The sequence below is a fragment of the Robiginitomaculum antarcticum DSM 21748 genome (genome assembly GCF_000365025.1).
GTDB classification, from domain to species: domain Bacteria; phylum Pseudomonadota; class Alphaproteobacteria; order Caulobacterales; family Maricaulaceae; genus Robiginitomaculum; species Robiginitomaculum antarcticum.
Window position 1 is genome coordinate 255,438 of sequence record NZ_KB823012.1, and the last position, 25,794, is coordinate 281,231.

Here is a 25,794-nt window from a genome sequence, read left to right on the forward strand (position 1 = left end):
GAGTGACAGGGCCGCTATGCGTGAGCCCTTATCTGATGATGCATATATGAAACTGGCGCTGAGCCAAGCCCAAAGCGCCGCTCGCGCGGGGGAAGTCCCTGTCGGCGCGCTCATTGTTGACCCTGAGAGCGGCGACATTATCGCCTCCGCCCATAACCACCCGATCAGCGGCCATGACCCCACGGGTCATGCCGAAATTGCGGCTATCCGCGCCGCGGCCAAAGCCATAGAGAATTACCGTCTCACCGGACTGACGCTTTATGTGACGCTGGAGCCGTGCACCATGTGCGCCGGGGCCATAAGTCACGCGCGTCTGGGACGCGTTGTCTTCGGCGCTGCGGACGTCAAAGGCGGGGCGGTCATTAATGGCCCGCGCTTTTTTGACAGTCCGTCTTGTCACCATCGCCCTGATGTTACAGGCGGGGTTATGGCCGGGGATGCGGCGCACATGCTGAAAGCTTTTTTCCAAGCCCGCCGAAAAAGAAAAAATGATAATACGTCAATTTAATCTTCGCTCTATGCTGACTGCGCCGCAATGGGGCTCAGGTGATAATGAGGGGGGCGAGGATGTTGAGCGCACAGGTTTTGGTCTGGGCATAATATTTGCGGGTGTTGGCGCAGCTTTGTTTTCGCTGAAAGCGATACTGATCAAGCTGGCTTATATGAGCGATCAGGCCGGTAGTTTAGACGTTGACGCTATAACCTTAATGGCTCTGCGGATGGCCTTTGCGCTCCCGGTTTATCTATTTATTTTTGGCGCACTTCTTCGCAAACGCAAGCGGCAGGCGACTCCTAAGACATTGCCGCCCCGCGCCGTCATTAGCGCGCTTATGCTGGGCTGTCTGGGCTATTACATCTGCCCCTATCTGGATTTTAACGGACTGAAATTCATCACGGCGCAACTGGAAAGACTGTTGCTGTTTACCTATCCGGCCTTTGTATTAATCCTCGGAGCGTTGTTTTTCGGCGCCGCCTTGTCGCTTCGCAGCGCTTCACTCGCCATGCTGGCTTATGTCGGGATCGGGATCATATATCTGGGCGGAGATATTGCCACGGGCGATAATGTGGCACTCGGTTCCGCGTTGATTTTGGGCTGCGCAGTTTTATTTGCGCTGTTCCAGCTTTTGGCCAAGCCGCTCATTGCTGCGCTGGGGGCGGGGCTGTTTACCTGTCTGTCCATGATGGCGGCGAGCGCGGCTGTTCTGACGCATTTCACCGTGCAAAACGCTGTTGCCGGAACTTTGGGGCAGGCTCTGGATTTGCCGCCCCGCATCTGGCTGATCGGCGCTGCGATTGCAATTATGTCGACAATTATTCCGTCTTTTCTCGTCAATCTGGCGATTGGGCGGATCGGGCCGCAAACCGTATCTATGATCGGGATGATCAGCCCGATTGTGACTATTGGTTTTGCGGTTTACCTGCTGGGCGAGCCCTTTGGCGGGGTGGACGCGCTGGGCACGGGGCTGACGATATTCGGCATTGGCGCCTATAGTTGGTATTCAGGCCGGGAAAGACGCGCGCTAAATTAACCCGTATAAAACCGCCGCGCGCCAAAGGTAAATGACGCCGATAACGGTCACAATATATTTAGTGTAGCTTTTAAAATGTAAGTCGGACAGGCGCTGTAAAACCCGCGTGCCCAAATATGTGCCCAGCAACGTCAGCGGCACGGCCAACGCAAACATCCACCACGGGGGAAGCCCGCCCAGACCTGACGCTTTGACAAGCGGAATACCGAAATAAAATATTTTGACGATGTGAGATCCGAACATGGTCACGGCTTTGGTGGCCACAATCTGGTTTCGGTTCATTGTTGTTTTAATAAAAAAGAAATCCAGCGCAGGCCCGGCTACGCCGGCGGTCAGATTGAGCATCATCACTAAAAACCCGCAAGCCATGGCATGAACGGGTTTGGCAGCGTCAAAGGCCAGCCTGTCTTTGGGAAGCCATAATAAAAATGGCAGCAGGCCGAGCATCAAATAGAGCAGCGCTTTGCCCGGAATAAAGGCAATCATCGCCATGATCGCGATAGCTGGCAATGCGCCCAGCGCGATAAACATCATGATGTCCCACCGTATGTGGCGCTTCAGCATCGCTGCGCGCGACACATTGGACAAGCTCTGGACAAGGCCGTGCACGACCATGGCTTCCGCGACGCCCAGATATACGGCAATAATGCCCATGAAGATCATGCCGCCCGCCATGCCGAACACGCCGCTAACAAAGGCGGTGAACAGGGCGGATATAGCAATTATCAGGGCAATCTGGGCGCTCATGCCGTCCTCCTACCGTCTTGTGTGGTTTATGCAATGCAGCGCGGTAAAGCCTATAAAATATTGCGCGCACAGCCATGACTAGGGGTGTTTTTGCCGTGACTTATGAGTTATAAGCAAGAAAACACATCATAGGGTTTAATTTCATGCAAAATATCGGTCACTACATTAACGGCGCACATGTCAACGCAAAGGGTGCGCGGCTTCACGATATCTATGACCCCAATACAGGCGCGGTGCAGCGCCGCGTCGAACTGGCCGGTGCTGATACGCTAGATAAAGCGGTTAAGAGCGCCACTAAAGCGCAAAGAATTTGGGCGCAAACCAATCCGCAACGCCGTGCGCGCGTTATGTTTGATTATAAAGTGTTGGTCGAAAAGCATACGGAAGAGCTGGCCGAGCTGCTGTCTTCCGAACACGGCAAGGTCGTCGCGGATAGCCGCGGCGATGTTATGCGCGGCATTGATGTGATCGAATTTGCCTGCGGTATTCCCCAAGGCCAGAAGGGCGAGCATACGTACGGCGCAGGGCCGGAAATTGACGTTTACTCGATGCGCAAACCTTTGGGCGTTGTCGCCGGTATTACGCCGTTTAACTTCCCCGCCATGATCCCGATGTGGATGTTTGGCATGGCGATTGCGACAGGCAATGCCTGCATTATTAAACCGTCTGAGAAAGACCCCTCCGTGCCGATGCGCCTTGCGGAACTCTTCGTTGAAGCGGGCGGGCCGGAAGGTCTGCTGAACGTCGTAAACGGCGACAAAGAAATGGTGGATGCTATATTGGCCCATCCCGTTATCAAAGCGGTCAGTTTTGTCGGCAGTTCCGATATTGCGCAATATGTTTACGGCGGCGCAACGGCGACAGGCAAGCGCGCGCAATGCATGGGCGGGGCGAAAAATCACGGCATCATTATGCCTGACGCCAATATGGAGCAGGCCGCCAAAGATATTCTCGGCGCGGCTTATGGTTCGGCGGGCGAGCGCTGCATGGCGCTGCCGGTGGTTGTCCCGGTCGGCGAAGGCACGGCGGAGAAATTCCTCGAGGCCTTTATGCCCAAGCTGAAAGCCATGCGCGTCGGCGTCTCTTCGGACGCGGAGGCTGATTACGGCCCGGTCGTGACGGCAGCGCACAAGAAACGCGTTGAGTCGATGATCGATCAGGCGGTGGCCGAAGGCGCGACCGTGCTGGCTGACGGACGCGGCTTTACGCTTCAAGGCTATGAAGACGGGTTTTTCATCGGCCCGACTTTGCTTGATAATGTCACGCCGGATATGGAAACTTATAAAGAAGAAATCTTCGGCCCGGTGCTGCAGATTGTCCGCGCCAAAACATTCGAAGAGGCTGTCGCCCTGCCGTCCGAGCATCAATACGGAAACGGCGTTGCTATATTTACCCAAAACGGCCGCGCGGCGCGCGAATTTGCCGACCGCGTCGAAGTCGGCATGGTCGGTATTAATGTGCCCATCCCCGTGCCCGTCGCCTATCACAGTTTTGGCGGCTGGAAACGCAGCGCCTTTGGCGATGCCAACCAATATGGCAATGAAGGCCTGCGCTTTTACACCAAAGTTAAAACCGTCACCCAGCGCTGGCCCGAAGGCGAGACCGAAGACAGCGCCTTTATTATCCCGCGGTTTTAGATTGGATTTTTTGCGAGCACAGCGAGCGTAACAATGAAAAATTTCTTCACACTCATTGTGGCTTTAATTTGCGGTGTCTTCGCCTCGCAATTTCCGGAATATGCGCAGCAATACCGGCAGCGCCTGGCTGGCGCTGTTGGTGAGCTGGAGCGCGTTGTCGCGCAGTTTGACGCCGATGCCAATGAAGGCGGGCTGTCTCGTAATGACGCGCTGGCGCGCTATCAAAAATCCGGCGATGATTTTTTGGAAGATCGCGGCGACAGTATGGGGCAGACGATCTCGCGCTATATCCGCCTTAACGCACATTTGACCGCGATGAATAAGGCCAATCCGGCAGAGCGCTTATGGGTGTTTGCCACACAGCGCGATATGCAGCTCGCCGAAGAAACGCTGGAAATTTATGAGCCTGCTGTGCCGGTTACGACAGTCGGCGCAGCCCATGCAGCGGGCGGGTTTGCGCTGGGATGGCTGCTGCTCTCGCTCCTCATGGCCCCCTTTAAAAAGCGGCGCGCCGCACATAGAGCTTAGAAAAATTAGAGGTACATATGGATTTCTCCTTAACTGAAGAACAGACAATGATACAGGATATGGCGCGCCAGTTTAGTGACGCCGAGCTCGCGCCTCATGCGGAAAAATGGGATCGCGAGAAATTCCTGGATCGTGACGTGTTTGCCAAAGCCGCGCAGCTCGGCTTTCTCGGAATTTATACCGGCGAGGATCATGGCGGCACGGCACTGTCGCGTCTTGATAGCGCGCTGGTGTTTGAACAGCTCGCGCGCGGTGATGTCTCTCACACGGCGATGATGACCATTCACAATATGGCGACATGGATGATCGACCGTTTTGCATCTGATGAGCTGCGCGCGAAATATGTCCCGCGCCTGACGGCAGGTGAGCTTATCGCAAGCTACTGCCTGACTGAACCGGGCAGCGGCAGTGACGCGGCTTCGCTCTCCACCAAAGCCGTCAAAGACGGAAATGATTATCTTATCACCGGAACCAAGACCTTTATATCCGGCGCAGGATGGAGCGATATTTATGTCGTCATGGCGCGCACATCTAATGACGGCGCGGGCGGTATTTCCTGCTTCGTTGTCGAGAAAGATTTTGACGGGCTTTCCTTCGGGGCCAATGAACGCAAAATGGGCTGGAATGCCCAGCCCACCGCGCAGGTGATCATGGATGAATGCCGCGTCCCGGGGCAAAACCTGGTGGGCAAAGAGGGCGACGGCTTTAAATTTGCGATGTCCGGTCTGGACGGCGGGCGGGTCAATATCGGGGCGTGTAGTCTTGGCGGGGCGCAAGCCGCGCTCGACGCCGCGCTGTCTTATAGCAAAGATCGCAAGCAATTTGGTAAAGCGATATCGCAGTTTCAAAACAGCCAGTTTAAGCTGGCCGATATGGCGACTGAGCTGGAAGCCTCGCGTCTGATGATCTACCGCGCCGCGGATATGGTTGATAAAAAATCGCCAAGTGCGGGCGCGGCTTGCGCCATGGCGAAACGCTTCGCCACAGATATGGGCAGCAAAATTGCTAATGACGCTCTGCAGCTTCATGGCGGCTATGGGTATCTGGCCGATTATCAAGTCGAGCGGATCGTGCGCGATCTGCGCGTGCATCAAATTCTTGAAGGCACAAATGAAATTATGCGCGTCATTATTTCGCGCTCTATGCTGCGGCAATAGGAGACAGTCATGACCACAATCGCATTTATCGGCCTGGGAAATATGGGCATGGGCATGGCGGTCAACCTGGCCAAAGCCGGACATGAGGTGCGCGCCTTTGACATTAATGACGCGGCACGCGCCAGCGCAGCGCAGCAGGGCTGCGTAGACGCCGGCACGTTAAAATCCGCTGTGGCTGACGCCGATATTGTTGTCACCATGCTGCCTGCGGGGCGGCATGTGTCTATGGTGTATGGCGATGAGGGCGGGATATTTTCCCATGCCAAAGCCGGCGCCTTATTTATCGACAGCTCGACAATCGACGTCACGACCGCGCGCAAAGTCATCAATGAAGCCACCCATTTAGGGTACCGTATGATCGACGCGCCGGTTTCGGGCGGCGTTGCGGGCGCGGCGGCGGGGACGCTGACCTTTATGTGCGGCGGAACGGATGAGGCCTATGCAGCTGCCAAAGCTTATCTCGATATTATGGGCAAAAATGTTTTCCATGCCGGCGCGGCAGGTAATGGACAAGTGGCAAAAATTGCCAATAATATGCTGCTGGGCATTCATATGATCGGCACATGCGAGGCCTTTAATCTGGCTGAAAAACTGGGTTTGGACGCGCAGACATTTTACGATATTTCCAGCACGGCCAGCGGTCAAAACTGGTCCATGACCAGTTATTGCCCGGCGCCCGGGCCGGTTCCGAGCGCGCCCTCAAACAAAGACTATAAGCCCGGTTTTGCGGCCGCGATGATGCTGAAAGATCTGCGGCTGGCCAAAGACGCTGCCGAGAGTGCTAACGCATCAACGCCTATGGGTCTTCGCGCGGCAGAGCTGTATGAGCTGATGGAAAAAGGCGGTCATGATGGCCTTGATTTTTCCGGCATAATGAAGCTGATAAAGGGTGAGCTTGGCTAGTCACCGGCACATAAAGTTTGGCGTCGCCATGGCGGGTTTTATTCCAGTGAAACGGCGCCGTGATCAGTTCTTTGGCCGCCTGAATAGCGGCTCTGAACATTAAAAACCAATAGAGCGGCATCGTTAAAAGCGATGGCAGCAGATGCCCTTGTCCCGCCCTCACAGCCCCAACTGCGCTACAGGCAAATGCGCCGCTATATCCAAATATCAACGTGCCCCAGATAGAGGCATCAAACGCAGTTGGCTGCCCAAAAATTAGAGACCAACCCGCATATACCAGCAAGCCGAATACAGCGGGAAAATGTAGAAACGCGGCGGTTAATGTCAGGCCGAGGGTGATTTGGAGTGTAAACAGGCGCCGCCATCCGCCTTTAAGGGGTCTACGCATATGCACGCCATAACTTTGCATAAATCCCTTTAGCCAGCGCGCCCGTTGGTTGCGCCAGTTTTTAAAATTGCTGACGGCTTCTTCCTGCGTGCCGTATCCGATCATACCGATATCCCACCCAAAGGCCGCCAGACGAAACGAAAGATCGGCGTCTTCGGTGACATTATGCGGATCCCATAAACCGCTATCCTCCAGGGCGTCACGCCGCATGTGATTACTCGTCCCGCCCAGCGGAAACGGCAGGCCACACCGCGCGTAAAATGGGTTCATGGCCTGAAATAGAGCGGCATATTCAATCGAGAATTGCCGGGTCAGCCAGTTCTGACGGCTATTGTAATAGATTAGCGGGGCTTGCACGGCCGCTAAGTTTGAATTTTGGGCAAGAGCCAGAGCGGCCTGCCGTAATTGCTGCGGATGGGGACGGTCTTCTGCGTCATAGATTGTGATAATTTCGCCGGTGGCGCGGCTCATCGCGACATTCATGGCCTTGGGTTTGGTGCGCGGCAAGCTTGGCAAGACGCTGACAATGTCAAATAACGTCGTCAGATGAGACTCTACAGCGGCTATTGTGCTGTGGTCATCCGCCTCGCAAATCATTAGGATTTGTAATTTATCGCGCGGATAATCCAGCGCGCTAAGACCGCACATTAAGCCTTGAACAACTTCTTTTTCGTGATGCAATGGAACGAGAACTGTATAATTTGGCCAGTGAAATCCGTCCGGTGCGACATGCATTCTGGGCAACGGCGCGAGGCACGCCATCCACCGTAAAATGGCGGCGATCACGATAATGCCGGATGCAATTTGACAGGCTAATGTAATGACGGTGCGCGGCGAAAAAATAAACCCAAGGCAAATCAGCAGGCCGATGAGGGTTAAGGTAGCGCGTATTTTTAGCCCTAAACTGAATTGCGCGCACGACCAATCATGGCGCGCGCTCATGGCGCCATAAATTTGACTGCTATCCCCCCGGACCCACATGACAAACTTAAAGCGGAAAAATACCGCCTTTGCAATTTAAAACGCGTCACGCATTAAACTTCTGGGCGCGTTTAAAACACACGGAGGCTTGCGCCCGCTTATTGACCTGCGCAGTCGGCGCGCCTAATCACCGCTTAAATTCAGCGTAGCCTGAGAAAAGGCGCGGCGTGCAGCTAAGTCCTTAGGAGTGCTGCGTGAAATGGGCATTGTGATTGCAAAGCCAATGCATGTTTAAATATCCAATAGATTAGTAGACCAGAAACGGTTAATCAGGCGGTCTGACGGGGCGCTACTAACATCCCGCCAGACCTAACCAGCTAAACCTACTAGGAGGTCAAGATGGCATCAATAGAGCCAATTTGGGACGCAGAAGCGGCCCTCTACAAATTCGAATGTGCATTAGGCATACTCGAAAAAATATCAGACGGGCTGCCCGAAGATAAAACAACAACACACGCGCTTAATGGCTTACATAGCCTTATGAGCAATATTTATGCCGAATTTACGGCAGAGATGTAATTAATAAGAAAGGCCGCAGCATGTAATTTATGAGGCGGCCTTATTTTATTTATATGAAGCATATCCGGGTCTATCATTTCAAATTACTTGCAAATTAAATATGGCGTCGCCATAGGTGCAATCCCAAGGGGTGAGACGACTAATACGTCTTATTGACCTGCGAAGCCCGCGCGCCTAATCACCGCTTAAATCCAGCGGAGCCTGATAATGCCTTTTTCCTACGAGACCATGATGCGCAGTAAAGCCTGGCCATTTGAACAGGCGCGCGAAATTTTAAAGCGTCTGGATATTGAGAAAAAGCGCGGCATTGACCGCGGCGGCCGTCCGGTGATTTTCGAGACAGGATACGGCCCGTCCGGGCTCCCACATATTGGGACATTCGGTGAAGTGGCGCGCACGACGATGGTGCGCAAAGCCTTCATCGCGCTTTCAGAGGGCAAGATTGAAACGCGGATGATCTGCTTCTCTGATGATATGGACGGCTTTCGCAAAGTGCCGGATAATATGCCCAATGCGGATATGCTAGCGGAGCATTTAGGCAAGCCGCTGACAGATGTACCTGACCCGTTTGGTTGCCATGATAGTTATGCCGGACATAATAATAACATGCTGCGGCAGTTTCTTGACGGCTTTGGATTTGAATATGAATTTAAATCCGCCACAGAAGAATACCGCTCCGGCGTTTTTGACGAAGTTTTGTTAAAGGCCGCGCGCAATTACCAGAAAATTATGGACGTCATGCTGCCTTCATTAGGGCCGGAGCGTCAGGCGACTTATTCACCCTTTCTGCCCATATCGCCGAGTACTGGGCGCGTGCTCTATGTGCCAATGAAAACTGTCAACGCGCAAACCGGCGAGATTACATTTGACGACGAGGACGGCTCTGAGATCACTATGTCTGTCACCGGCGGCAATGTAAAAATGCAGTGGAAGCCGGATTTCGGCATGCGCTGGGCGGCGCTGGGCGTTGATTTTGAAATGTTCGGTAAAGATCATCAGGCTAATGCCGGATTATATTCTAAAATTTGTAAAATTCTCGGCGCGCAGCCCCCCGTACAATATGTTTACGAGCTGTTTCTCGACGATAAAGGCGAAAAAATATCCAAGTCAAAGGGTAATGGAATCGCCGTTGAAGACTGGCTTAAATACGCTATGCCGGAGTCCCTTGCGCTGTATATGTTTAGCAAGCCGCGCACGGCCAAGCGCCTATTTTTTGATGTGATTCCCAAAGCTACGGATGAGTATTTTCAGCACCTCTCCGCCTATCCGGGACAGGATGAAAAGCAAAAGGCGGGTAATCCCGTCTGGTTTATTCACAATGAAAAACCGCCGCAGGACATCCCGCCGATCAGCTTTTCATTGCTGCTGAATTTGGTCAGCGCGGCAAATGCGTCCTCCAAAGATATTCTCTGGGGGTTTATCGAGCAATATGTGCCGGGCGCGTCGCCTGAAAGCTCGCCTGCTTTGGATGATCTATGTGAATATGCGGTGCGTTATTACGCTGATTTTGTGAAACCCGCGAAGAATTACCGCGCGCCAAGCGATATGGAACGTGCGGCTATGCTCGATTTAAAAGCCAGATTGCTGTCCCTCGGTGAGAATGAGCGCGACGCGGAAACACTTCAAACCGAAGTGTTTAGCGCAGGCAAGGCGGCGGACTATGATAATCTTCGCGACTGGTTTAAAGCGCTGTACGAAGTGCTGTTTGGCGAAGAGCAGGGTCCGCGGTTCGGCTCATTCGTAGCCATTTACGGTGTCAAAGCGACTGCGGATCTGATCGACCGCGCTCTGGCCGGCGAGCTGGTCAGCAATATTTGATTACTGGCTGACCCATACAATACGGGCAATCCACAAGACCTCAATGCGGTCCAGCGTGCGGTCTTCATATTCCGGATTAAGCGAAATAAGTTCAATACGTTTTTCGGTCATGCGCCGCAACTCCTTGGCCATGACTTCTCCGCTAATCGTCTTGACAACAACGCGGTCGCCGCGCCGGACATCCTCATTGGGCGCGATTAAAACGCGGTCGCCTTCGCGCAGGACGGGAGACATGCTGTTGCCGGAAATCTCCAGCGCGTAAGTATTTTCGTCGCGTACGCCGGGCATACGCACTTCGTCCCACCCGCCGCCAACGGGAAAGCCTGCATCGTCAAAGAAACCATCATTACCCGCTTGCGCCAGACCGATGAGCGGAACAGGCATGCCGCCAACGCGGCCTTTGCCGAGCGCGACCAGTGTTGCAAAATCTTCGAAATCCACATCCATAGCCTCAAGCACTTTGGACAGGGATTCTGTGCTGGGCCAGCGCGGCTTGCCGTCACCGGAATTACGTTTGGATTTATTAAAGGTCGTTGAGTCAAGTCCCGCGCGGCGCGCCATGGCGCTGGTGGAGATAGAAAACCGGTGCGCGAGAAGGTCTAAACCTCTCCAGATATCGCGGTGCTCAAACATAATGGCGCGGCCTATTTTGACATTAACCCCCTAATAGGAATAAATTCTTATTTCGTCAATTCTTTTTTGGCGTGATGGTTGTCACGCAAAAATTGTGTATGGTCGGATAATAAAATGTAGATTTAATTTGATATTAAATGGGGGAAATAATGACACAGCGCTCACACAATAAACTCTTGGTATCCACAGCATTATGCCTTGGCTCTTTATCAATAAGCTTTGCCGCAACAGCCGTTACTGTCGACAATAGTGTTTACACAGGCACTCAAGCCTATCCCGTCGGGCGCTCCGGCTTTTGCGAAGTCGGCACGTTAGGCGAAGTCGTTCTCTTCCAATCCGCAGATACACGTTCGCAAACAGATAGATATTATGCGGGCATCACTGATGCGACGGGAACTATAGCGCGCGGCACTGATAATCGCGGCAATCCAACACTCGCTTTTCTGCGTGGCGGCTCGCTATATGCTGGTCAAGATGAGGCTATTTCCGGCATCGTGACTCAAAGTGATGTGTCCGGGCCAAATGGTCCAACGCCGGCAAATCCGTGGTATTGGACAGTCTGGGAAGCCACGGCAGACGATCCTACCGTGTTTGATTACCAGGCAACATTTTCGCGTGGTGCCATTGTCGGCCAGTTTATGATTGCCGATACAACATGGGATAATCCTCCGGGTGCTGCCGGCAATACGCCATGCCGGGCGGCCAATGCTGCGCCTGTAGCAGCGGCAGGACCCGACCAACTGACATTAGCTGTTGGCGCGACAGCGACGTTAGATGGCTCGGGGTCAACCGATCCTGATAATGACGCGCTGACCTATCAATGGACACAAGTTTCAGGCCCGACGGTAACATTATCAGATGCGACAGCTCTATCGCCGACATTTACTGTACCGAGCGGGGCTGTTGCTACGCCTATTGTATTTTCATTGGTGGTCAATGACGGCACGGTTAGCTCCCCAGCGGATCAAGTGACACTTCAGGCCGTAAATAATGCCCCTGTGGCAAATGCCGGGGTGGATCAAGACAGTATCATTCCCGGTATGACAGTTACGCTCGACGGTAGCGGATCATCAGATCCCGATGACGACACCTTGACCTATATCTGGACTCAAACGTCGGGTACGTCCGTAACGCTCGAAAATGTCACTACGGCTTCGCCAAGTTTCACTGCGCCTGCGGGCGGTGGAGACGTCATATTTGAGTTGACGGTGAGTGACGGGATAGATACCTCGGCGCCGGACAGCGTGATCATTTCCGTTCAAGACAATGTTGCAATCACGAGTCAGGCTATCGGCGATTACATGACCGTGCGCAATGCGATGATCCTATCCCATCAACCGGATATGCAGCGCAGAATTGATCGCCTTCAGAACCGCACAGGCGGCAGCTCCGGCATGAGTCTAAATGGGTTTGCTCTGCCCGGATCGCGCAAGCTTCCTGTCTCGCTTAGCGTCACGGGTTCAGACATGCGCGCCTCAAGCAGCCTATCGGCAATAGGAAAGGACGGTTTGGCGGGCGGTAAAATTGATATTTGGGGCGAAGCGTACCGCTCTAATTTCACGATACAAAACCGCGACGGCGATTTTTCAATCTATTATCTCGGCGCGGACATCAAAGTTAGTGATGATATGCTGATCGGAGTATTGGGCCAAGTTGATGATATAGACTTTGATGGCAATATTGGCGGCCTGGGCGGTGATGGATGGATGGTCGGCCCATATGTGACGGCGCGGGTTAGCCCCAATCTTTTTCTTGATGCGCGCGTAGCTTGGGGTAAATCCGATAACGAGATTTCTCCATTTGGCACTTATACGGACACATTTGAGACGAACCGGACTTTGGTTGCGGCGACGGCAACAGGAGAATTGCCTTTATCTGAATCGGTTGTCCTGCGCCCTGAATTAGGTGTTCAATATCTGACTGAAGAAAGTGACAGCTATACAGATAGTCTGGGTAGCCAAATTCCCGGGCAAAACGCCGATCAGGGACAGCTTAGCTTTGCGCCGCGTATTCACCGTGATTTAAATTTATCCAGCGGATGGGTCTTGCGCCCTTATGGCGAGATCGAAGGTATTTATAGCTTTGGCGATAATGTCGAAGAGGTGCTGGGCAGTGAAACGCGGCTGCGGATTGAAGGGGGCATAGATGCCTTCTCAATGTCCGGATGGCGCTTAACAGCCTCTGCATTTTCAGACGGTATCGGCAATGATGATTTTAAAGCCAATGGATTCCGTGTGTCCCTCAGCAAGGGTTTTAATTAACAAAAAAGCCCCGCATCAGACGGGACTTTTTAAATATTATGAGTAAATTTGGCGGGCCTGTTTCGGTGAGGCCCGCCAAGGGCTTAGAGGTTACCCCACAAATTCAGGATAAGCCGGGATGCCGACTTCGGCTTGATCCAGTCCGACATATTCGGCGTCTTCGCTGACGCGAATACCGAATGTAAATTTCATCGCAGCCCATATGGCAAAGCTGAGAATGAAGATGAACGCGCCGATCGCGGCAATGCCCATCGCTTGGACGCCTAGCTGCTGCATCACAGTGCGTGATACGCCTTCGGAAATCTCGGTCTGCGTATTGAGTGCAACGACCAATGTGCCGAAGATGCCGGCAAATAGATGAACCGGAATAGCGCCGACAACATCGTCGATTTTCAGCTTATCCAGAAGCGGAACTGTGAAGACTACGATCAGGCCGCCAACACCGCCGATAATGATCGAAGACAGTGCCGAAGGCGCAAGCGGTTCGGCGGTGATGGCCACCAGACCTGCCAGCGCGCCGTTGAGTGCCATGGTCACGTCGATCTTTTTGTAAATCAGCTGTGTCAGGATCACCGCAACAACAACGCCTCCTGCGGCTGCGAGATTGGTATTGGCGAAAATCTTAGACACATCTGCCGCGTCGCTGATTGTGCCCATAGCGAGCTGTGAGCCGCCGTTAAAGCCAAACCAACCCAGCCATAGAATGAATGTGCCCAATGTCGCCAGCGGAACAGAGCTGCCCAGCATAGGAACGGTCTTGCCATCGACATATTTGCCATGGCGCGCCCCCAGCAGGATTGCGCCTGCGAGAGCCGCCCAGCCGCCAACCGAGTGAACTAGCGTAGAACCGGCGAAGTCGGAGAACCCGGCTTCGGAGAGCCAGCCTGCGCCCCACTGCCAAGAGCCTGTGATCGGGTATAAAATACCGGTCAACAGCACGACAAAGACGATGAAGGGCCAAAATTTAATGCGCTCGGCCAATGTACCGGAGACGATAGACGCGGTCGTGGCGCAGAAGACCATCTGGAAAAACCAGTCTGAAGCCACAGAATAATCTCCGCCTTCAGAGCCGCCTGCAGCCGGCCAGTCATAGCCAAAGCCAAAGCTGCCCATAAAGCCGCCATCCACGCCGGTATACATCAGGTTATAGCCAACCGCCCAAAACATGATCCCGGCCACGGAATAAAGCATAATATTTTTAAGGCACTGCATGGACACATTTTTGGAGCGGACAAGACCCGCCTCTAACATGGCAAAGCCCGCCGCCATCCACATGACGAGGAAGCCGCCAATCAGGAAAAGGAGTGTGTTGAATACAAAGCTTGTATTGGCGGCATTAGCCGCAACCTGATCGGCGAGCGAGGCGTCCTGCGCCGCCGCTACGCCGGATAATCCGGCGATTAAGCCGCCTGTAATGAGTAATTTCATGCCGCGCATAAGTCTCTCCCTGTTGGGCAATGATATGAACGGCTATGTAGACGCGGCGGGGCGGCGCACTCTATGACAGGGCGATACAAATGCCGCGCCGTCGGGGCCGCGCCTCATTTCTGTGCCGCAATCGGCTCATATGGCGGTCTTATGTGCACGCAGATATGGGAATCACTAATTGCGGTCTGTGGCGCATAAGATTAGGGACTGTGATGATGAAAAACCGCCCTCAATTTATTTACAAATTGCTCTGGCCCTCCCAGTGGTCGCGAATGCAAAAAGACGGCGGGTTTGACGGTGCGCCGATTGATCTGGCGGATGGATATATCCATCTCTCCGGACCGGATCAGGTGGAAGAGACCGCCGCGAAGCATTTTTCGGGCGATGAAGACGCCGTGCTTTTACGGTTTAAAACATCGGCTTTGGCCGATCATCTGAAATGGGAAGTCTCGCGCGGATGGCAAGATTTTCCGCATTATTACGGGGCATTAGATATGAAACATGTTGAGCAGGTTTACGACTTGGAACGGGCGGGCGGGTCTCTTATCTTTCCCCCAAGCTATTAGGACAATATATGAGCCTCTTTTACGATGCGGGCATGCGTTTTGCCCGGTCTCTTCCGGCAGAAGCTGCGCATAAATTCGGTCTCGCTGCCGCAGCGCGAGGGCTGGCGCCGGCATCTGACCCCGCGCGTCATGCTATTCTGGCGACGAATTTATGCGGGCTTTCTCTGCCGAACCCTGTCGGGCTTGCGGCGGGTTTTGACAAAGACGCGCTGGTTCCCGACGCTATGTTGCGCACTGGATTTGGGTTTGTTGAATGCGGCACGGTTACGCCGCGCCCGCAGGAGGGCAATTCCAAGCCGCGCCTGTTCCGCCTGACCGAAGACAAGGCGGTGATAAACCGCATGGGCTTTAATAATGATGGACTGGAAAATTTCGCGGATAAGTTTGCCGCGCGTCATGGCCGAGGCGGCATTGTCGGTGCCAATCTCGGTGCGAATAAAGACAGCGTGGACCGCGCGCAGGATTATATTGACGGGCTAACGCGGCTTTGGGGCCTCGCCGATTATTTCACCATCAATATTTCTTCGCCTAACACGCCCGGCCTTCGGGACTTACAGGGCGAAACCGCAATGGAAGATCTGCTGGGCCGTTTTCAAGAAGCCCGGCAAAATCTAGCCGGAGATCATAAATCTGCCCCTGTCTTTTTAAAGGTTTCACCCGATCTGGATAACAGCGCCGCCGAGCGCATTGTGCAGCAAGCACGGCTTTACGGCATATCGGCAATTATTGTGTCCAATACGACTATTTCGCGCCCTGACGGACTTAAAAGCGAACACCGCAGCGAGGGCGGGGGTCTGTCCGGCGCGCCGCTCAAAAAACGCGCCGACTTTATGCTCAAAGAATTCGCCGCGGCCAGCGCGGGGCGTATTCCGCTCATTGGCGTCGGCGGCATTTCCAGCGGGGCCGATGCATATGCTAAAATCCGCGCGGGCGCGAGCGCTGTGCAGCTTTACTCAGCATTGGTATTTGAAGGTCCGGGTCTTGTGTCGCAAATCTGCGACGACCTTGCCGCGCGCCTTAAGGCGGACGGCTTTAAGAGCGTGACCGAAGCTGTGGGGACGACATAGCGGTTTTCACCCCCGGATAATAGGCCATCAGCGTGACGGCGCGGGCGATGTAATAACCCAGAAAAGCCAGCCATATGGCGTGTCCTGAAAGGGTCTGCCCTAGACCATATTGAAGCAGATAATGCAGGCCGACATAGATGATAACGGCGGCAATGCCCGCATTACGCATTTGCTTTGTGGCCGTTGCACCGATGAAAATACCGTCCAGTTGATAGGCGGCAAAGCCGACAATAGGCGCGAGCGCGCAATAGGGCAGGAAGGTCATGGCGCTGTTGATAACCGCCGGATCGCGCGACAGCGCCGCGATTAAAAACGGTCCGCCAATGATAACAATTGCGCCGCCCAAAACTGCAAATCCGGCGGAAAAATAACTGGTTAATTTGACGGCGCGATCAAAGGCCTCGCGCCGCCCCGAGCCAAAGGCTTTGCCGACGGCGGCTTCTGCGGTATGCGCGAAGCCGTCCAGCACGAGCGCAGACAGGGTGATGAATTGCAGCAGGATATGATTGCCCGCGAGGAAGACTTCACCTTCGCTGGCGGCGGCATTGCCAAAGAAATTGAACCCGAAAGTCAGCGCGAGTGTGCGGATAAATATATTGCCGTTGGAGACGCCAAGGCGGCGCAGGTCATACGGGTTAAGCAGTACGGATTTTGTCAGCGCGCCCGCGCGAAATCCCCCGCGTGATTTGATCTCCCGCGCTGCGAAATACAGCCCTGCGAATAAACCACACCATTCAGCAATCGCCGAGCCGAGCCCGACGCCCCACAGCCCCCATCCCAACCCGACAACGAATATAGGCGACAGGATGATATTGACAATATTGAGAACGATAGAGAGCTGTAGCGCCCGCTGACTGCGGCTAATACCGACAAACCAGCCCATCAGCGCGATAGTGCCGAGCGTGGCCGGAAGCCCCCAAAGACGCGCGCTGATATAGGTGCCTGCACTTTGTTCGATACCGCTCTGGGCTGTGTAAATCTTGAACGCACCGGCCAGTAGCGGAACGTGGAATATGAGGACTAACGTGCCGATCAGCAAACCTATAGGCACGGCGCGAATGGCGTGGGCCTGAACGGCGCGCTCATCACCTTGTCCGTCAGATTGCGCGGCGAGGCCCGCCGTGCTCATGCGCAAAAACCCAAAGCCCCAATAAACAATGCCGTAAATAACCGCGCCCAGCCCGATACCCGCCAGCGCGGCCGTTCCGGCGTAGCGGCCGATGATGAGCGTATCGACAAAACCGACCACAGGTCCGGCCGCATTGGCCAGCATAATCGGCCAGCTTTGCATGAAGACCGCGCGCGGCGTCAGGCGTGCGGAAACCACAGCCCTGCCTAGCCGTCTTTGCGCGGGGCCATGAAGTGACCGTGCAGCAGCGAAATCGGCTCGTTAAAGCTCTCCTGCCACGCGCGCACGCGCACATTGGCGACGCGCTTGCCTTCGCGGGCGACCAATGCACGCGCATAAGTATCCATCGGTTTGCCGCGCCGTAAATAATCAATATTAACCCCTACCGGCTTGGGCAGTTTGGAATAGCCGCATTGCAAGGTGAGCTGCAAAATCGCGGCAAGTTCCATAAAGGCTGATACAGCACCGCCGTGCAATGCAGGCAGGACCGGATTTCCGATCACAGTCTGGGAATAGGGCATGACCAGCGTCAGTTCATGCCCCATGAGGAGCGGTTTGACCCCGATCAATTTGGCGTAAGGTATGCGGGATAATACGGATTTAACTTGGGCTTCAGTGAAATCATGCGTGGTCATACTTATTCCCTCGCCATTCCGCCGCCTGCAGCGGCAATGTTTTCGGACGCCTTTATGCGGTCGGCTTCGTAATCATTGGAGCCGGATTTAATCTGCATAAATATGGCTTGCGCGCTGGCAACGGGGTCTTCGCTGTCCCCGTCATGGGCAATAGCGCGGACAAAGGCGATATCGCGTGTGGCCTTATAGCAATGCGCCTCGGCAATAATGGTTTCGCCGGGAGTGGCCGCGCGCATATAATCAATACGCAAATCCAGCGTCGCCAAGGCGTCGAGCTTGTCCAGTGCAGAGAGGGCGGCAAGACCGCAAGCCTGATCAAGCAGAGCCGTGACGGCGCCGCCAAACATGACGCGGGTTTCCGCGTCACCAATTAATTTGGCATTATACGGAAGGCTAATCGTGGCGCGGCCAATATCCACGGCCACGAATTTCAGGCCAAGCGCTACGCCGTGCGGCGTGCCTTCGGTAAACATGGGCGCAATGGTCCAGAGCTTTTTGCGACGCTCTTCAATATCGAATTTTGGTGAGTCGGTCATGGGGGAGGTCTAATGCCCCGCGCGGTATTTGCAAAGCTTTACGATAATTGTAGCGCCGCTAATTGCGCGTAAATTCCGCCGCCATCCATCAAGCTGTCATGTGTGCCGCGTTCTAGGATTGTGCCGCCATCCAGAACGATGATCTGATCAGCATTGCGCACCGTCGACAGACGATGGGCGATAACAAAGCTGGTACGTCCGGCTGACAGCCTGTCCAGCGCCTCTTGGATTTGCGCCTCGCTCTGTGCGTCCAGTGCGCTGGTCGCCTCGTCCAGTAAGAGGATCGGCGCGTCCCGGACAATGGCGCGGGCAATGGCAATACGCTGGCGCTGTCCGCCGGATAGGCGCGCGCCGCCCGGTCCGACTTTGGTATCATAGCCATCGGGAAGCGCGGTAATAAAGTCGTGAGCCGCCGCCTGTTTGGCTGCGGCGGTAATATCTTCGCGGCTGGCGCCAGTGCGGCCAAAGCCAATATTGGCGGCAACGGTGTCATCAAATAAGGTCACATCCTGAGAGACCAGCGCGATGTTGCTGCGCAGCGTCTCCAGCGTCACGCCGCGAATATCCTGACCGTCAATTGTGATCGTGCCGGACGCGGCGTCAAACAGGCGCGGCAGCAGATTGAGCAAAGTCGTCTTGCCACCCCCGGACGGCCCGACAAAGGCGACCGTCTGCCCGCCTTTTGCCGATAACGTTATGCCCGATAAGGCCGGACCTTCGCCGTTTTCATAGGCAAAGCCAACAGTCTTAAAGTCGACATTTCCCTTTGTGACGGTCAGCGGTTTTGCATTCGGCGCGTCGATGATCATAGGCTTTTGGTCAATTAATTCAAAGATGCGTGCCAGCGAGGCAAGGCCTTCTTGAACGACATTATTAAGCGTCCCTAAGGCGCGGAGTTTTGGCGCAAGTAGGGCGAGACTGGCGAGGATTGCTGCAACATCCCACCCTGTTACCGCGCCGGACGTAACACGCCAAACGCCCGCAATGATCAATCCGACAATAGCAATGCCACCGATGATTTCCATCATCGGGTCAACGCGCGCTTGGTTTGTGACCAATTTCAAATAGAGGCGAAACCGCTCAGTAAAACTTTTCTCAAGCCGCTTATCTTGCGCGCCCTCCAGCCCGTAAGTTTTAACAAGACGTGCGCCGGCGAAGCTTTCGGATAATTGTTCTGTAATCAATCCGACCTGACTCTGTGCGTCCGTGGAATTGCCACGAAGCGTGCGGCTTAGGTTAACAAGTGGGATAATGATCAAAGGGTAAATGATTAAAACTAATATGGTTAAAAGCCAGTCTGTAAATAGCATTGCACAAATTACGGCAATTACCGTGAGCAAGTCCCGGCCCAGATTATTCATTGTGCGCAGTAATGCGCCCGTCAAAATTGTTATGTCATTTACAAAGCGGGAGACTAATCCGCCGCTGCCTTCGCGTGTAAACAGCGCATAGTCTGCGCGCTGCGCCGAACTGAACATATCGACTTGCAGGTCTCGTATCGTTGATAAAGCAATTTTGTTGGTCAAGATGTTCTGAATATACATTGACGCTGCAGCGACGACGGTAATACCGATGACCAACGGACCGATCATTAAGGCCGCAGTGTAGGCTTTTTGCTCAGCACTGGCAGGCTTATCCAAACCTTCTAAAAATTGACCTGCCTGCGAAATGAGGAAGACATAGCCCGCCTGCGTCGCCGCCAAAATTGCCATAAACAAAAATGCGAGCAGTAATGTGCTGATATGCTTGCTGACATACCCGCGCCAAAGCCGCGCAATCATAGCGCGGTCAGATGTTGTTTCAAATGGTGTGGTGGATATGCTCATCAGAGCTGTATGGCGTGAACAGCTCTAGCCGATCACGCCGTCCATATCCGGATCAATGAGGGCATGGGCGTGCAGTACAAAAAAGCGCATATGGGCATTATCGACTGTGCGCTGCGCGGCGGAACGCCATGCATCTTTGGCGCTTCTATAATCTGGAAAAGCGCCGACAAATTCAACTTGTTTCAGATCACGGAATTCGGTCTTCATGGGATCGATCAGTTCGCCGCCAATGACGAGATGTAAAAGCTGGGTCGGTTTGAATTTTTCAGTCATTTAGGCCTCTGGTCTACTTTGTTCGCGCGGTCATTTTATGCGCTAGTCGCGCGGTCGTTTTATGCGCTAGTCGCGCGGTCGTTTTATGCGCTAGTCGCGCGGACTGGGAGGAGCAATATTGCCCATGCCCGTTTTCACCTGTTGTAATAGCTTAGGATACAGCCGCGGGCCAGCGCAAATGACGCCTGAATTTTCTGTGGTGTCATGGTTATATTGCAGCGGCATTCCGTCAATATCAGTGATAACGGCGCCCGCTTCCCGCGCGATGACCTCAGCTGCGGCCAAATCCCAGTCCGATTTGGGCGTAAAGGCGACTGTGGCATCAGCTTTCCCTGCCGCAACCAAGCCAATACGGTAGGCCATGGAATTGCGGGCCTCACAAATCATAGACGGCCATTTTTTCGCTGTGAATTTGAAATCATAGCCGATCATTTTGCACCCTGATATGCCTTCGCAGTCCGACACAGAGATCGGCGCGCCATTATATTTTGCGCCGCCGCCTTCATACGCCTCGAACAGCTCTTCGGTGAGCGGGTTATATAGCGCGCCTGCGACAGGGCCGTCTTTGGTTATGACCGCGAGCGAGACGACAAAATCCGGACGGCGTTTTATAAAGGCTCGCGTGCCGTCGATCGGGTCGACAACGAAGACGCGTTTTGCCGTGCGCCGCGACCCGTCATCTTTGGTTTCTTCTGACAGCCAACCATAATCGGGACGCGCGGCCATCAACGCCGTAAGCAAAAACGAATTCACTGCAATATCGGCGTCAGTGACAGGCGAATTATTGCTCTTATTCCAAATCGCCGAGGCGTTCAGATCGTAATGCGCTTTGGCAATTTTGCCGGCGTCTTTGGCCATTTTAACCAATAGCGCACAATCGTCTTTATTGATGCTCAAAGCTAGCCGCCCGCAACAGTCATATCGCCGAGCAGCAGGCTGGGCGCGGTGGTCGAGCTCTCAATAATCAGATCATCAGCAGGCTCCAGTACGCGGAATATCTCCAGAAGATTTCCGGCGACGGTGATTTCGCGTACGGCCGCCCCGCGCGCGCCGTTTTCAATTTTATACCCGGAGACGCCAACACTGTAATCGCCCGTATTGCTGTTCAGCGACGGGCCGAACATTTCAGTAATCAGCACGCCTGCGCCGATATCGGCCATGATGGCGTCGACGTTGCGCCTCCCTGCGGCCATAACAAAATTGGTGCTGCCCACGCCCGGCGCGCCGCCAATAGAGCGAAAGGCATGTCCGGTGGACGGCAGGCCAAGCTGCAGTCCCGAGGATGTATTGAGCATCCACGTTGTTAAGACGCCGCCGTCAATAATTTTATGTTTCTGTCCCGGGAGGCCTTCGCCGTCAAATGGACGGGAGCCCAGACCGCGCGGCATAAAAGGGTCATCGGTGATGTGTATGCTGTCACCAAAAAGGGTCTCGCCCCGTTTGTCGCGTAAAAATGATGTGCCGCGCGTGATGGCGGGGCCGCTAATCGCGCCGGCCAGCGCGGATAAAAGCGAGCCGGAAATGCGGCGGTCAAAGATAACCGGCATTTTCCCCGATGGTACCTGCGTCCCGCCAAGACGGGCGCTCGCGCGCATGCCGGCTTTGCGGCCGACTTCCGCAGCGCTGCGTAAATCTTCGCTATGGCGGGCGCTGCTCATATCATAATCGCGCTCCATGCCGTCTGCGTCACTGGCAATCGCGGCGACCGAACGGCCATGCCGCGTGCTGCGATAGCCGCGGGCAAACCCATCGGAGCTGGCATAAAACAGGGCTGCAGCGCTGGTTGAGGCGGACGCGCCTTCGGCCTGCTGCACTTTGGCAACGGCGCAGGCCGCGGCCTCGACTTCGCGGGCAGTGTCCTGCAGGGCCTTAATATCCGGCGCGGTGTGGTCAAAAATATCCAGATCTATGACGCGCTGTGCCAAGAGATCAGGGTCAGGCAGGGCGCAATAGGGATCTTCCGGAGCGAGCTTGGCCATGGCCACGGCGCGCTGCGCCAACCGCTCGAGCGAGGCGGGCGAGCTATCTGATGAGGAAACGCAGGCCATGCGCTTGCCGATCATGACGCGCAGGCCGATATCGCGGCCTTCACTGCTGTCGACATCCTCGATCGCGCCGCCTTTGACGGAAACGGATAGAGACTGCCCATGCGTGGCGATGGCGTCAGCGCTGCTCGCGCCAAAGCGTTTGGCATGCGACAGCAGGGCGTTTAGATCGGCGCTTAGGCCCTCGGGGGACGGCGCGTCGGAATGTTCAGATTGACTCATGGCCGCGGGCTTAGACCGCTAAGCTTATGCGGGCAAGTTACCGCCTGATGTTACAGCCAAAAATAGCAGGTAAAGCGCGATCCCTAAAATGGCGAACAGGCTCATGAGCATGCCGATTGGGCGGGCTTTTCCGGCATTATGTTTGCCGCCCATACCGATCAGATGAAAGATGCGGCCAAGGAGCAAGAGCGCGCCAAAGCCGTGCAGGGCGTAATCATGAGCGCTTAATAAGACCAGCAAGACAAGTCCGATAAGCGGCAGGGGCACGATTTCAATGAAATTGCCGTGGGCGCGAATACGGGCCAAAAGATCCGGATTGCCGCCATCGCCAAGAGAGATTTTATTTTTTACGCGGACGCTGCCGACACGCAAGGTCATGAAAATATGCATGAGCAAAATAAGCGAAGCCCAAAAGCCAACAATTGAAAGTCCGGTCATAATATCTCCCCGATCATTATTATATTATTCATCGTCTTGTGCGGGCATTTCGGCGGCTTGCGCGATAGCTTGTATATGTGCGGCGACAGGCTGCGCGCCTTGAACAGCAAATTGCCCATTATAGATAAATGTCGGCACGCCGCTTATGCCCAGTCCTCTGAAAAATGCCATTTCTTCGGCCACATCTTTAACGTCACGACCCTCAATCAGAAGCTCGCGCACCAGAGCGGCGTCCATATCATTGGCTTTCGCAATGTCGCATAAAACGTCAATATCGCCGATATCGCGCAACTCGTCAAAATAGGCTTTGAACAAAGCCTCTTTAACATGCCCGCCCTTATTCGGACTCTGCCCTTGCGCCCAGCGGATCAAGCAATGGGCGCGCATCGTATTGGGACGAACAGTCAGCTCGGAAAACCGAAAATGAATTCCGGCGTCGGGCGCGGATTTTTCCAATTGCTCGCGCATGGCGCTAAACCTGTTATCCGGCTTATCGCCGAATTTAGATTTCATATAGTCGCGATACGGCAGGCCGTCTTTGGGCACGGTCGGATCGAGCATGTAAGGGCGATAGGTGACATTCACCTTCGCGCCGTTTTTCTGAACGGCTTGGTCGAAATAGCGTTTGCCAAGCCAGCACCACGGACAGACAATATCGCTGACCATATCGACCTGAATACTGTCCGGCCCGCTACGCTTGGCTCTGGATTTCACCATTAATCGTTCAACCCGCCATGCTCAACATCATGTTCACCGCGCGCATGAGCGCTTTCGTCATGAGGCTCGGGCTTGCGCTTATATTTTCCGCCGCGCGAGATCGATATGACAATGCCTGAGAGCAGAAGAACTGCGATCAGGTTCGGCGTTGCCATAATCCCGTTCCCAATGCCGCCAATTGTCCACACAGCCTGAACCGGAAGAACCGCGCCTGCAAAGACGATTAAGCACCAGATAATGCGGAACGGCAGAACCGACTTCTCGCCCGCCAGATAGGCGATAGAGCGTTCGCCATAATAGCTCCAGCCCAAAATCGTCGTGAAGGCAAAAACAAGCAACGAGATGGCAATGAAGTACTTTCCGTAAGGAATGCCGGCTTCGAATGCGGCGGCGGTAATGGACGAGCTTTCGCTATCTGATTTCCACGCATAATCCGTGTCGAGTTTGGTAAAATCGGACATGGCCGCATAGGCTCTGTCGTCAAATACAAACCCTTCAGGAGCAGCGGCTTCGCATTGCTGCAACTTCTCGGTTATCGTTTGACGTTGCACGATTTGCTCGGCCTGCGCCGCGGCGCTCAGCGCTTCGAAATCGACAATTTTGAATTTTGCGACCGCTATCTCGTCATTTGAGAAGCTGGTAATATTGGCTGTCTCGCAGAACTTCATTTGCGTTGCTGCCGCGCTATATTTGTAATTTCCCGTAACAGATAGAATAATCAAAGCTGTCATCGTACAAATTACGATCGTGTCGATAAATGTCCCGAGCATGGCAATCGTGGCCTGCTGGACGGGGTCTTTGGTCTGGGCCGCCGCGTGAGCGATAGGCGCAGAGCCTTGGCCCGCCTCATTAGAGAACAGACCGCGATTAACACCGAAGGAGATCGCCTGCGCAATAGTTGCGCCGATAAATCCGCCTGCGGCGGCGCGGCCGCTAAAGGCGTTGTCGAAAATAGCTCCGAACGCGGCCGGAACGCCGTCAATATTCATAGCCAGAATTACAATTGCGATAAGCACGTAACCGACGCCCATAAAGGGAACCAGTTTGGACGCAACGCGGCCAATCGATTTAATGCCGCCAATAATAATAGCAAAAGCTGCACTGGCCAGAATTAGGCCGGTTACAAGATTGGGTATTCCAAATGATGTGCGCATAACTTCGGCAATAGAATTGCCCTGCGCCATATTACCGGCGCCTGCCGCAGAGGCCAGCGCGCCCACGCAGAACAGGATGGCCAGCCATTTCCATTTTGGGCCAAGACCGTTTTTGATGTAATACATCGGGCCGCCTTTATAGGTACCATCCGTGTCGACTTCGCGGTACCGTACAGCCAGCAGGCTTTCGGAATATTTCGTCGCCATACCGACTAAAGCGGTCATCCACATCCAAAAAATTGCGCCCGGTCCGCCGATAGCGATGGCGGTGGCGACGCCGGCAATATTGCCGGTACCGACAGTTGAGGAGAGCGCTGTGGCCAGAGCCGCAAAAGGCGTGACTTCACCTTCTTCGGTTTCGGCTTTACGGCCCTTCCAGAGCATGGCAAAGCCTTTGGGGATGCCCCAGATCGGCATAAAGCGCAGCCTTACGGTCAAATACAGGCCCGTGCCCAACAGAAGCATAACGATAAACGGGAATTGCAATATTACGGGAGCCTGCGCCGCATTTTCCCAAAAAAGATTAGCTATCGACGTTTCCCATATGAGACTCTCGATCGACGCAAGAATATTTTCAAACGATTCCATTTATACTTCCCCTAGGATTAGCTACGCGGCATCAGTTTATATTTGGGCGTGCTATCAAAATTTGGCTTG

Annotated in this window: 25 protein-coding genes; 11 read left to right on the forward strand and 14 right to left on the reverse strand. The window is 54.3% G+C overall.

Annotation, left to right across the window (positions count from 1 at the left end; all coding sequences use genetic code 11):
- Positions 1 to 16 precede the first annotated feature (16 nt).
- On the forward strand, positions 17 to 508 hold the full coding sequence (gene tadA, locus H142_RS0108090; RefSeq protein ID WP_017931617.1) for a tRNA adenosine(34) deaminase TadA: 492 nt from the start codon (positions 17 to 19) through the stop codon (positions 506 to 508).
- The gene (locus H142_RS14940) at positions 489 to 1,529 is read left to right on the forward strand and encodes a DMT family transporter (RefSeq protein WP_017931618.1); all 1,041 of its coding nucleotides are present in this window, start codon (positions 489 to 491) and stop codon (positions 1,527 to 1,529) included. The genes tadA and H142_RS14940 overlap by 20 nt, the downstream gene beginning before the upstream one ends.
- On the opposite strand, the gene H142_RS0108100 is transcribed toward H142_RS14940, so the two are convergent.
- Entirely contained in the window at positions 1,521 to 2,276 is a 756-nt protein-coding gene (locus tag H142_RS0108100) for a TSUP family transporter (RefSeq protein WP_017931619.1), read from the reverse strand. The two genes, H142_RS14940 and H142_RS0108100, sit on opposite strands and share 9 nt — an antisense overlap.
- 143 nt (positions 2,277 to 2,419) lie before the next feature.
- Here H142_RS0108100 and H142_RS0108105 point away from each other — a divergent pair, with 143 nt between their 5' ends.
- Genes H142_RS0108105 through mmsB form a run of 4 tightly spaced genes read left to right on the forward strand, consistent with a single transcriptional unit; the run spans position 2,420 to position 6,501 of the window.
- The gene (locus H142_RS0108105; RefSeq protein WP_017931620.1) at positions 2,420 to 3,913 is read left to right on the forward strand and encodes a CoA-acylating methylmalonate-semialdehyde dehydrogenase; all 1,494 of its coding nucleotides are present in this window, start codon (positions 2,420 to 2,422) and stop codon (positions 3,911 to 3,913) included.
- Between the two features lie 33 nt (positions 3,914 to 3,946).
- Positions 3,947 to 4,441, forward strand: coding sequence for a DUF2937 family protein (locus tag H142_RS0108110; RefSeq protein WP_017931621.1), 495 nt, complete (start codon positions 3,947 to 3,949; stop codon positions 4,439 to 4,441).
- 17 nt (positions 4,442 to 4,458) lie between these two features.
- Positions 4,459 to 5,598 (forward strand): acyl-CoA dehydrogenase family protein, encoded by a 1,140-nt coding sequence (locus H142_RS0108115; RefSeq protein WP_017931622.1) that lies wholly within the window; start codon positions 4,459 to 4,461, stop codon positions 5,596 to 5,598.
- Between the two features lie 9 nt (positions 5,599 to 5,607).
- Positions 5,608 to 6,501: a 3-hydroxyisobutyrate dehydrogenase gene (mmsB, locus tag H142_RS0108120; protein WP_017931623.1), complete on the forward strand. Its 894-nt coding sequence runs from the start codon at positions 5,608 to 5,610 to the stop codon at positions 6,499 to 6,501.
- Here the strand turns inward: mmsB and H142_RS14945 are convergent.
- Positions 6,395 to 7,831: a glycosyltransferase family 2 protein gene (locus tag H142_RS14945; protein ID WP_169331828.1), complete on the reverse strand. Its 1,437-nt coding sequence runs from the start codon at positions 7,829 to 7,831 to the stop codon at positions 6,395 to 6,397. The two genes, mmsB and H142_RS14945, sit on opposite strands and share 107 nt — an antisense overlap.
- Before the next feature lie 378 nt (positions 7,832 to 8,209).
- Between H142_RS14945 and H142_RS0108130 the strand changes: the two genes are divergently transcribed.
- Both H142_RS0108130 and H142_RS0108135 read left to right on the forward strand, forming a co-directional pair.
- Positions 8,210 to 8,389, forward strand: a complete 180-nt coding sequence (locus H142_RS0108130; RefSeq protein ID WP_017931625.1) for a hypothetical protein — start codon at positions 8,210 to 8,212, stop codon at positions 8,387 to 8,389.
- A 207-nt stretch (positions 8,390 to 8,596) separates the two neighbouring features.
- Complete coding sequence (locus H142_RS0108135) at positions 8,597 to 10,207, forward strand: lysine--tRNA ligase (RefSeq protein ID WP_017931626.1); 1,611 nt, start codon at positions 8,597 to 8,599, stop codon at positions 10,205 to 10,207.
- On the opposite strand, the gene H142_RS0108140 is transcribed toward H142_RS0108135, so the two are convergent.
- Positions 10,208 to 10,840, reverse strand: a complete 633-nt coding sequence (locus H142_RS0108140; protein WP_017931627.1) for a S24 family peptidase — start codon at positions 10,838 to 10,840, stop codon at positions 10,208 to 10,210. It lies immediately after the preceding gene.
- 149 nt (positions 10,841 to 10,989) lie between these two features.
- On the opposite strand from H142_RS0108140, the gene H142_RS16285 reads away from it, so the two are divergent.
- Positions 10,990 to 13,101: an autotransporter outer membrane beta-barrel domain-containing protein gene (locus H142_RS16285; protein ID WP_017931628.1), complete on the forward strand. Its 2,112-nt coding sequence runs from the start codon at positions 10,990 to 10,992 to the stop codon at positions 13,099 to 13,101.
- 90 nt (positions 13,102 to 13,191) lie between these two features.
- Here H142_RS16285 and amt read toward each other — a convergent pair whose 3' ends face one another.
- On the reverse strand, positions 13,192 to 14,538 hold the full coding sequence (gene amt, locus H142_RS0108150) for an ammonium transporter (protein ID WP_017931629.1): 1,347 nt from the start codon (positions 14,536 to 14,538) through the stop codon (positions 13,192 to 13,194).
- 155 nt (positions 14,539 to 14,693) lie between these two features.
- Between amt and H142_RS14955 the strand changes: the two genes are divergently transcribed.
- Together H142_RS14955 and H142_RS0108160 are read left to right on the forward strand one after the other, a co-directional pair.
- Entirely contained in the window at positions 14,694 to 15,095 is a 402-nt protein-coding gene (locus H142_RS14955; protein WP_233341648.1) for a DUF952 domain-containing protein, read from the forward strand.
- Between the two features lie 8 nt (positions 15,096 to 15,103).
- A complete protein-coding gene (locus tag H142_RS0108160; protein ID WP_017931631.1) occupies positions 15,104 to 16,162 on the forward strand; it encodes a quinone-dependent dihydroorotate dehydrogenase in 1,059 nt (352 codons plus the stop codon).
- On the opposite strand, the gene H142_RS0108165 is transcribed toward H142_RS0108160, so the two are convergent.
- The 10 genes from H142_RS0108165 to H142_RS16290 form a co-directional block, all read right to left on the reverse strand.
- The gene (locus tag H142_RS0108165; RefSeq protein ID WP_017931632.1) at positions 16,128 to 17,489 is read right to left on the reverse strand and encodes an MATE family efflux transporter; all 1,362 of its coding nucleotides are present in this window, start codon (positions 17,487 to 17,489) and stop codon (positions 16,128 to 16,130) included. The two genes, H142_RS0108160 and H142_RS0108165, sit on opposite strands and share 35 nt — an antisense overlap.
- A gap of 8 nt (positions 17,490 to 17,497) precedes the next feature.
- Positions 17,498 to 17,926, reverse strand: coding sequence for a PaaI family thioesterase (locus tag H142_RS0108170; RefSeq protein WP_017931633.1), 429 nt, complete (start codon positions 17,924 to 17,926; stop codon positions 17,498 to 17,500).
- 2 nt (positions 17,927 to 17,928) lie between these two features.
- Positions 17,929 to 18,462, reverse strand: a complete 534-nt coding sequence (locus H142_RS0108175) for a PaaI family thioesterase (RefSeq protein ID WP_017931634.1) — start codon at positions 18,460 to 18,462, stop codon at positions 17,929 to 17,931.
- A gap of 38 nt (positions 18,463 to 18,500) precedes the next feature.
- A complete protein-coding gene (locus H142_RS0108180) occupies positions 18,501 to 20,288 on the reverse strand; it encodes an ABC transporter ATP-binding protein (RefSeq protein WP_017931635.1) in 1,788 nt (595 codons plus the stop codon).
- Between the two features lie 24 nt (positions 20,289 to 20,312).
- Entirely contained in the window at positions 20,313 to 20,561 is a 249-nt protein-coding gene (locus H142_RS0108185) for a DUF4170 domain-containing protein (protein WP_017931636.1), read from the reverse strand.
- Between the two features lie 90 nt (positions 20,562 to 20,651).
- On the reverse strand, positions 20,652 to 21,458 hold the full coding sequence (locus tag H142_RS0108190; protein ID WP_017931637.1) for a 3'(2'),5'-bisphosphate nucleotidase CysQ: 807 nt from the start codon (positions 21,456 to 21,458) through the stop codon (positions 20,652 to 20,654).
- A 2-nt stretch (positions 21,459 to 21,460) separates the two neighbouring features.
- On the reverse strand, positions 21,461 to 22,828 hold the full coding sequence (locus tag H142_RS0108195; RefSeq protein ID WP_017931638.1) for a TldD/PmbA family protein: 1,368 nt from the start codon (positions 22,826 to 22,828) through the stop codon (positions 21,461 to 21,463).
- A gap of 24 nt (positions 22,829 to 22,852) precedes the next feature.
- Positions 22,853 to 23,266 (reverse strand): MAPEG family protein, encoded by a 414-nt coding sequence (locus H142_RS0108200; RefSeq protein WP_017931639.1) that lies wholly within the window; start codon positions 23,264 to 23,266, stop codon positions 22,853 to 22,855.
- Positions 23,267 to 23,290: 24 nt separating this feature from the next.
- Positions 23,291 to 23,983 carry a DsbA family oxidoreductase gene (locus H142_RS0108205; RefSeq protein WP_017931640.1) on the reverse strand — a complete coding sequence of 231 codons (693 nt, stop codon included), beginning with the start codon at positions 23,981 to 23,983 and terminating at the stop codon, positions 23,291 to 23,293.
- On the reverse strand, positions 23,983 to 25,725 hold the full coding sequence (locus H142_RS16290) for an alanine/glycine:cation symporter family protein (protein ID WP_017931641.1): 1,743 nt from the start codon (positions 25,723 to 25,725) through the stop codon (positions 23,983 to 23,985). The genes H142_RS0108205 and H142_RS16290 overlap by 1 nt, the downstream gene beginning before the upstream one ends.
- Between the last annotated feature and the right edge of the window lie 69 nt (positions 25,726 to 25,794).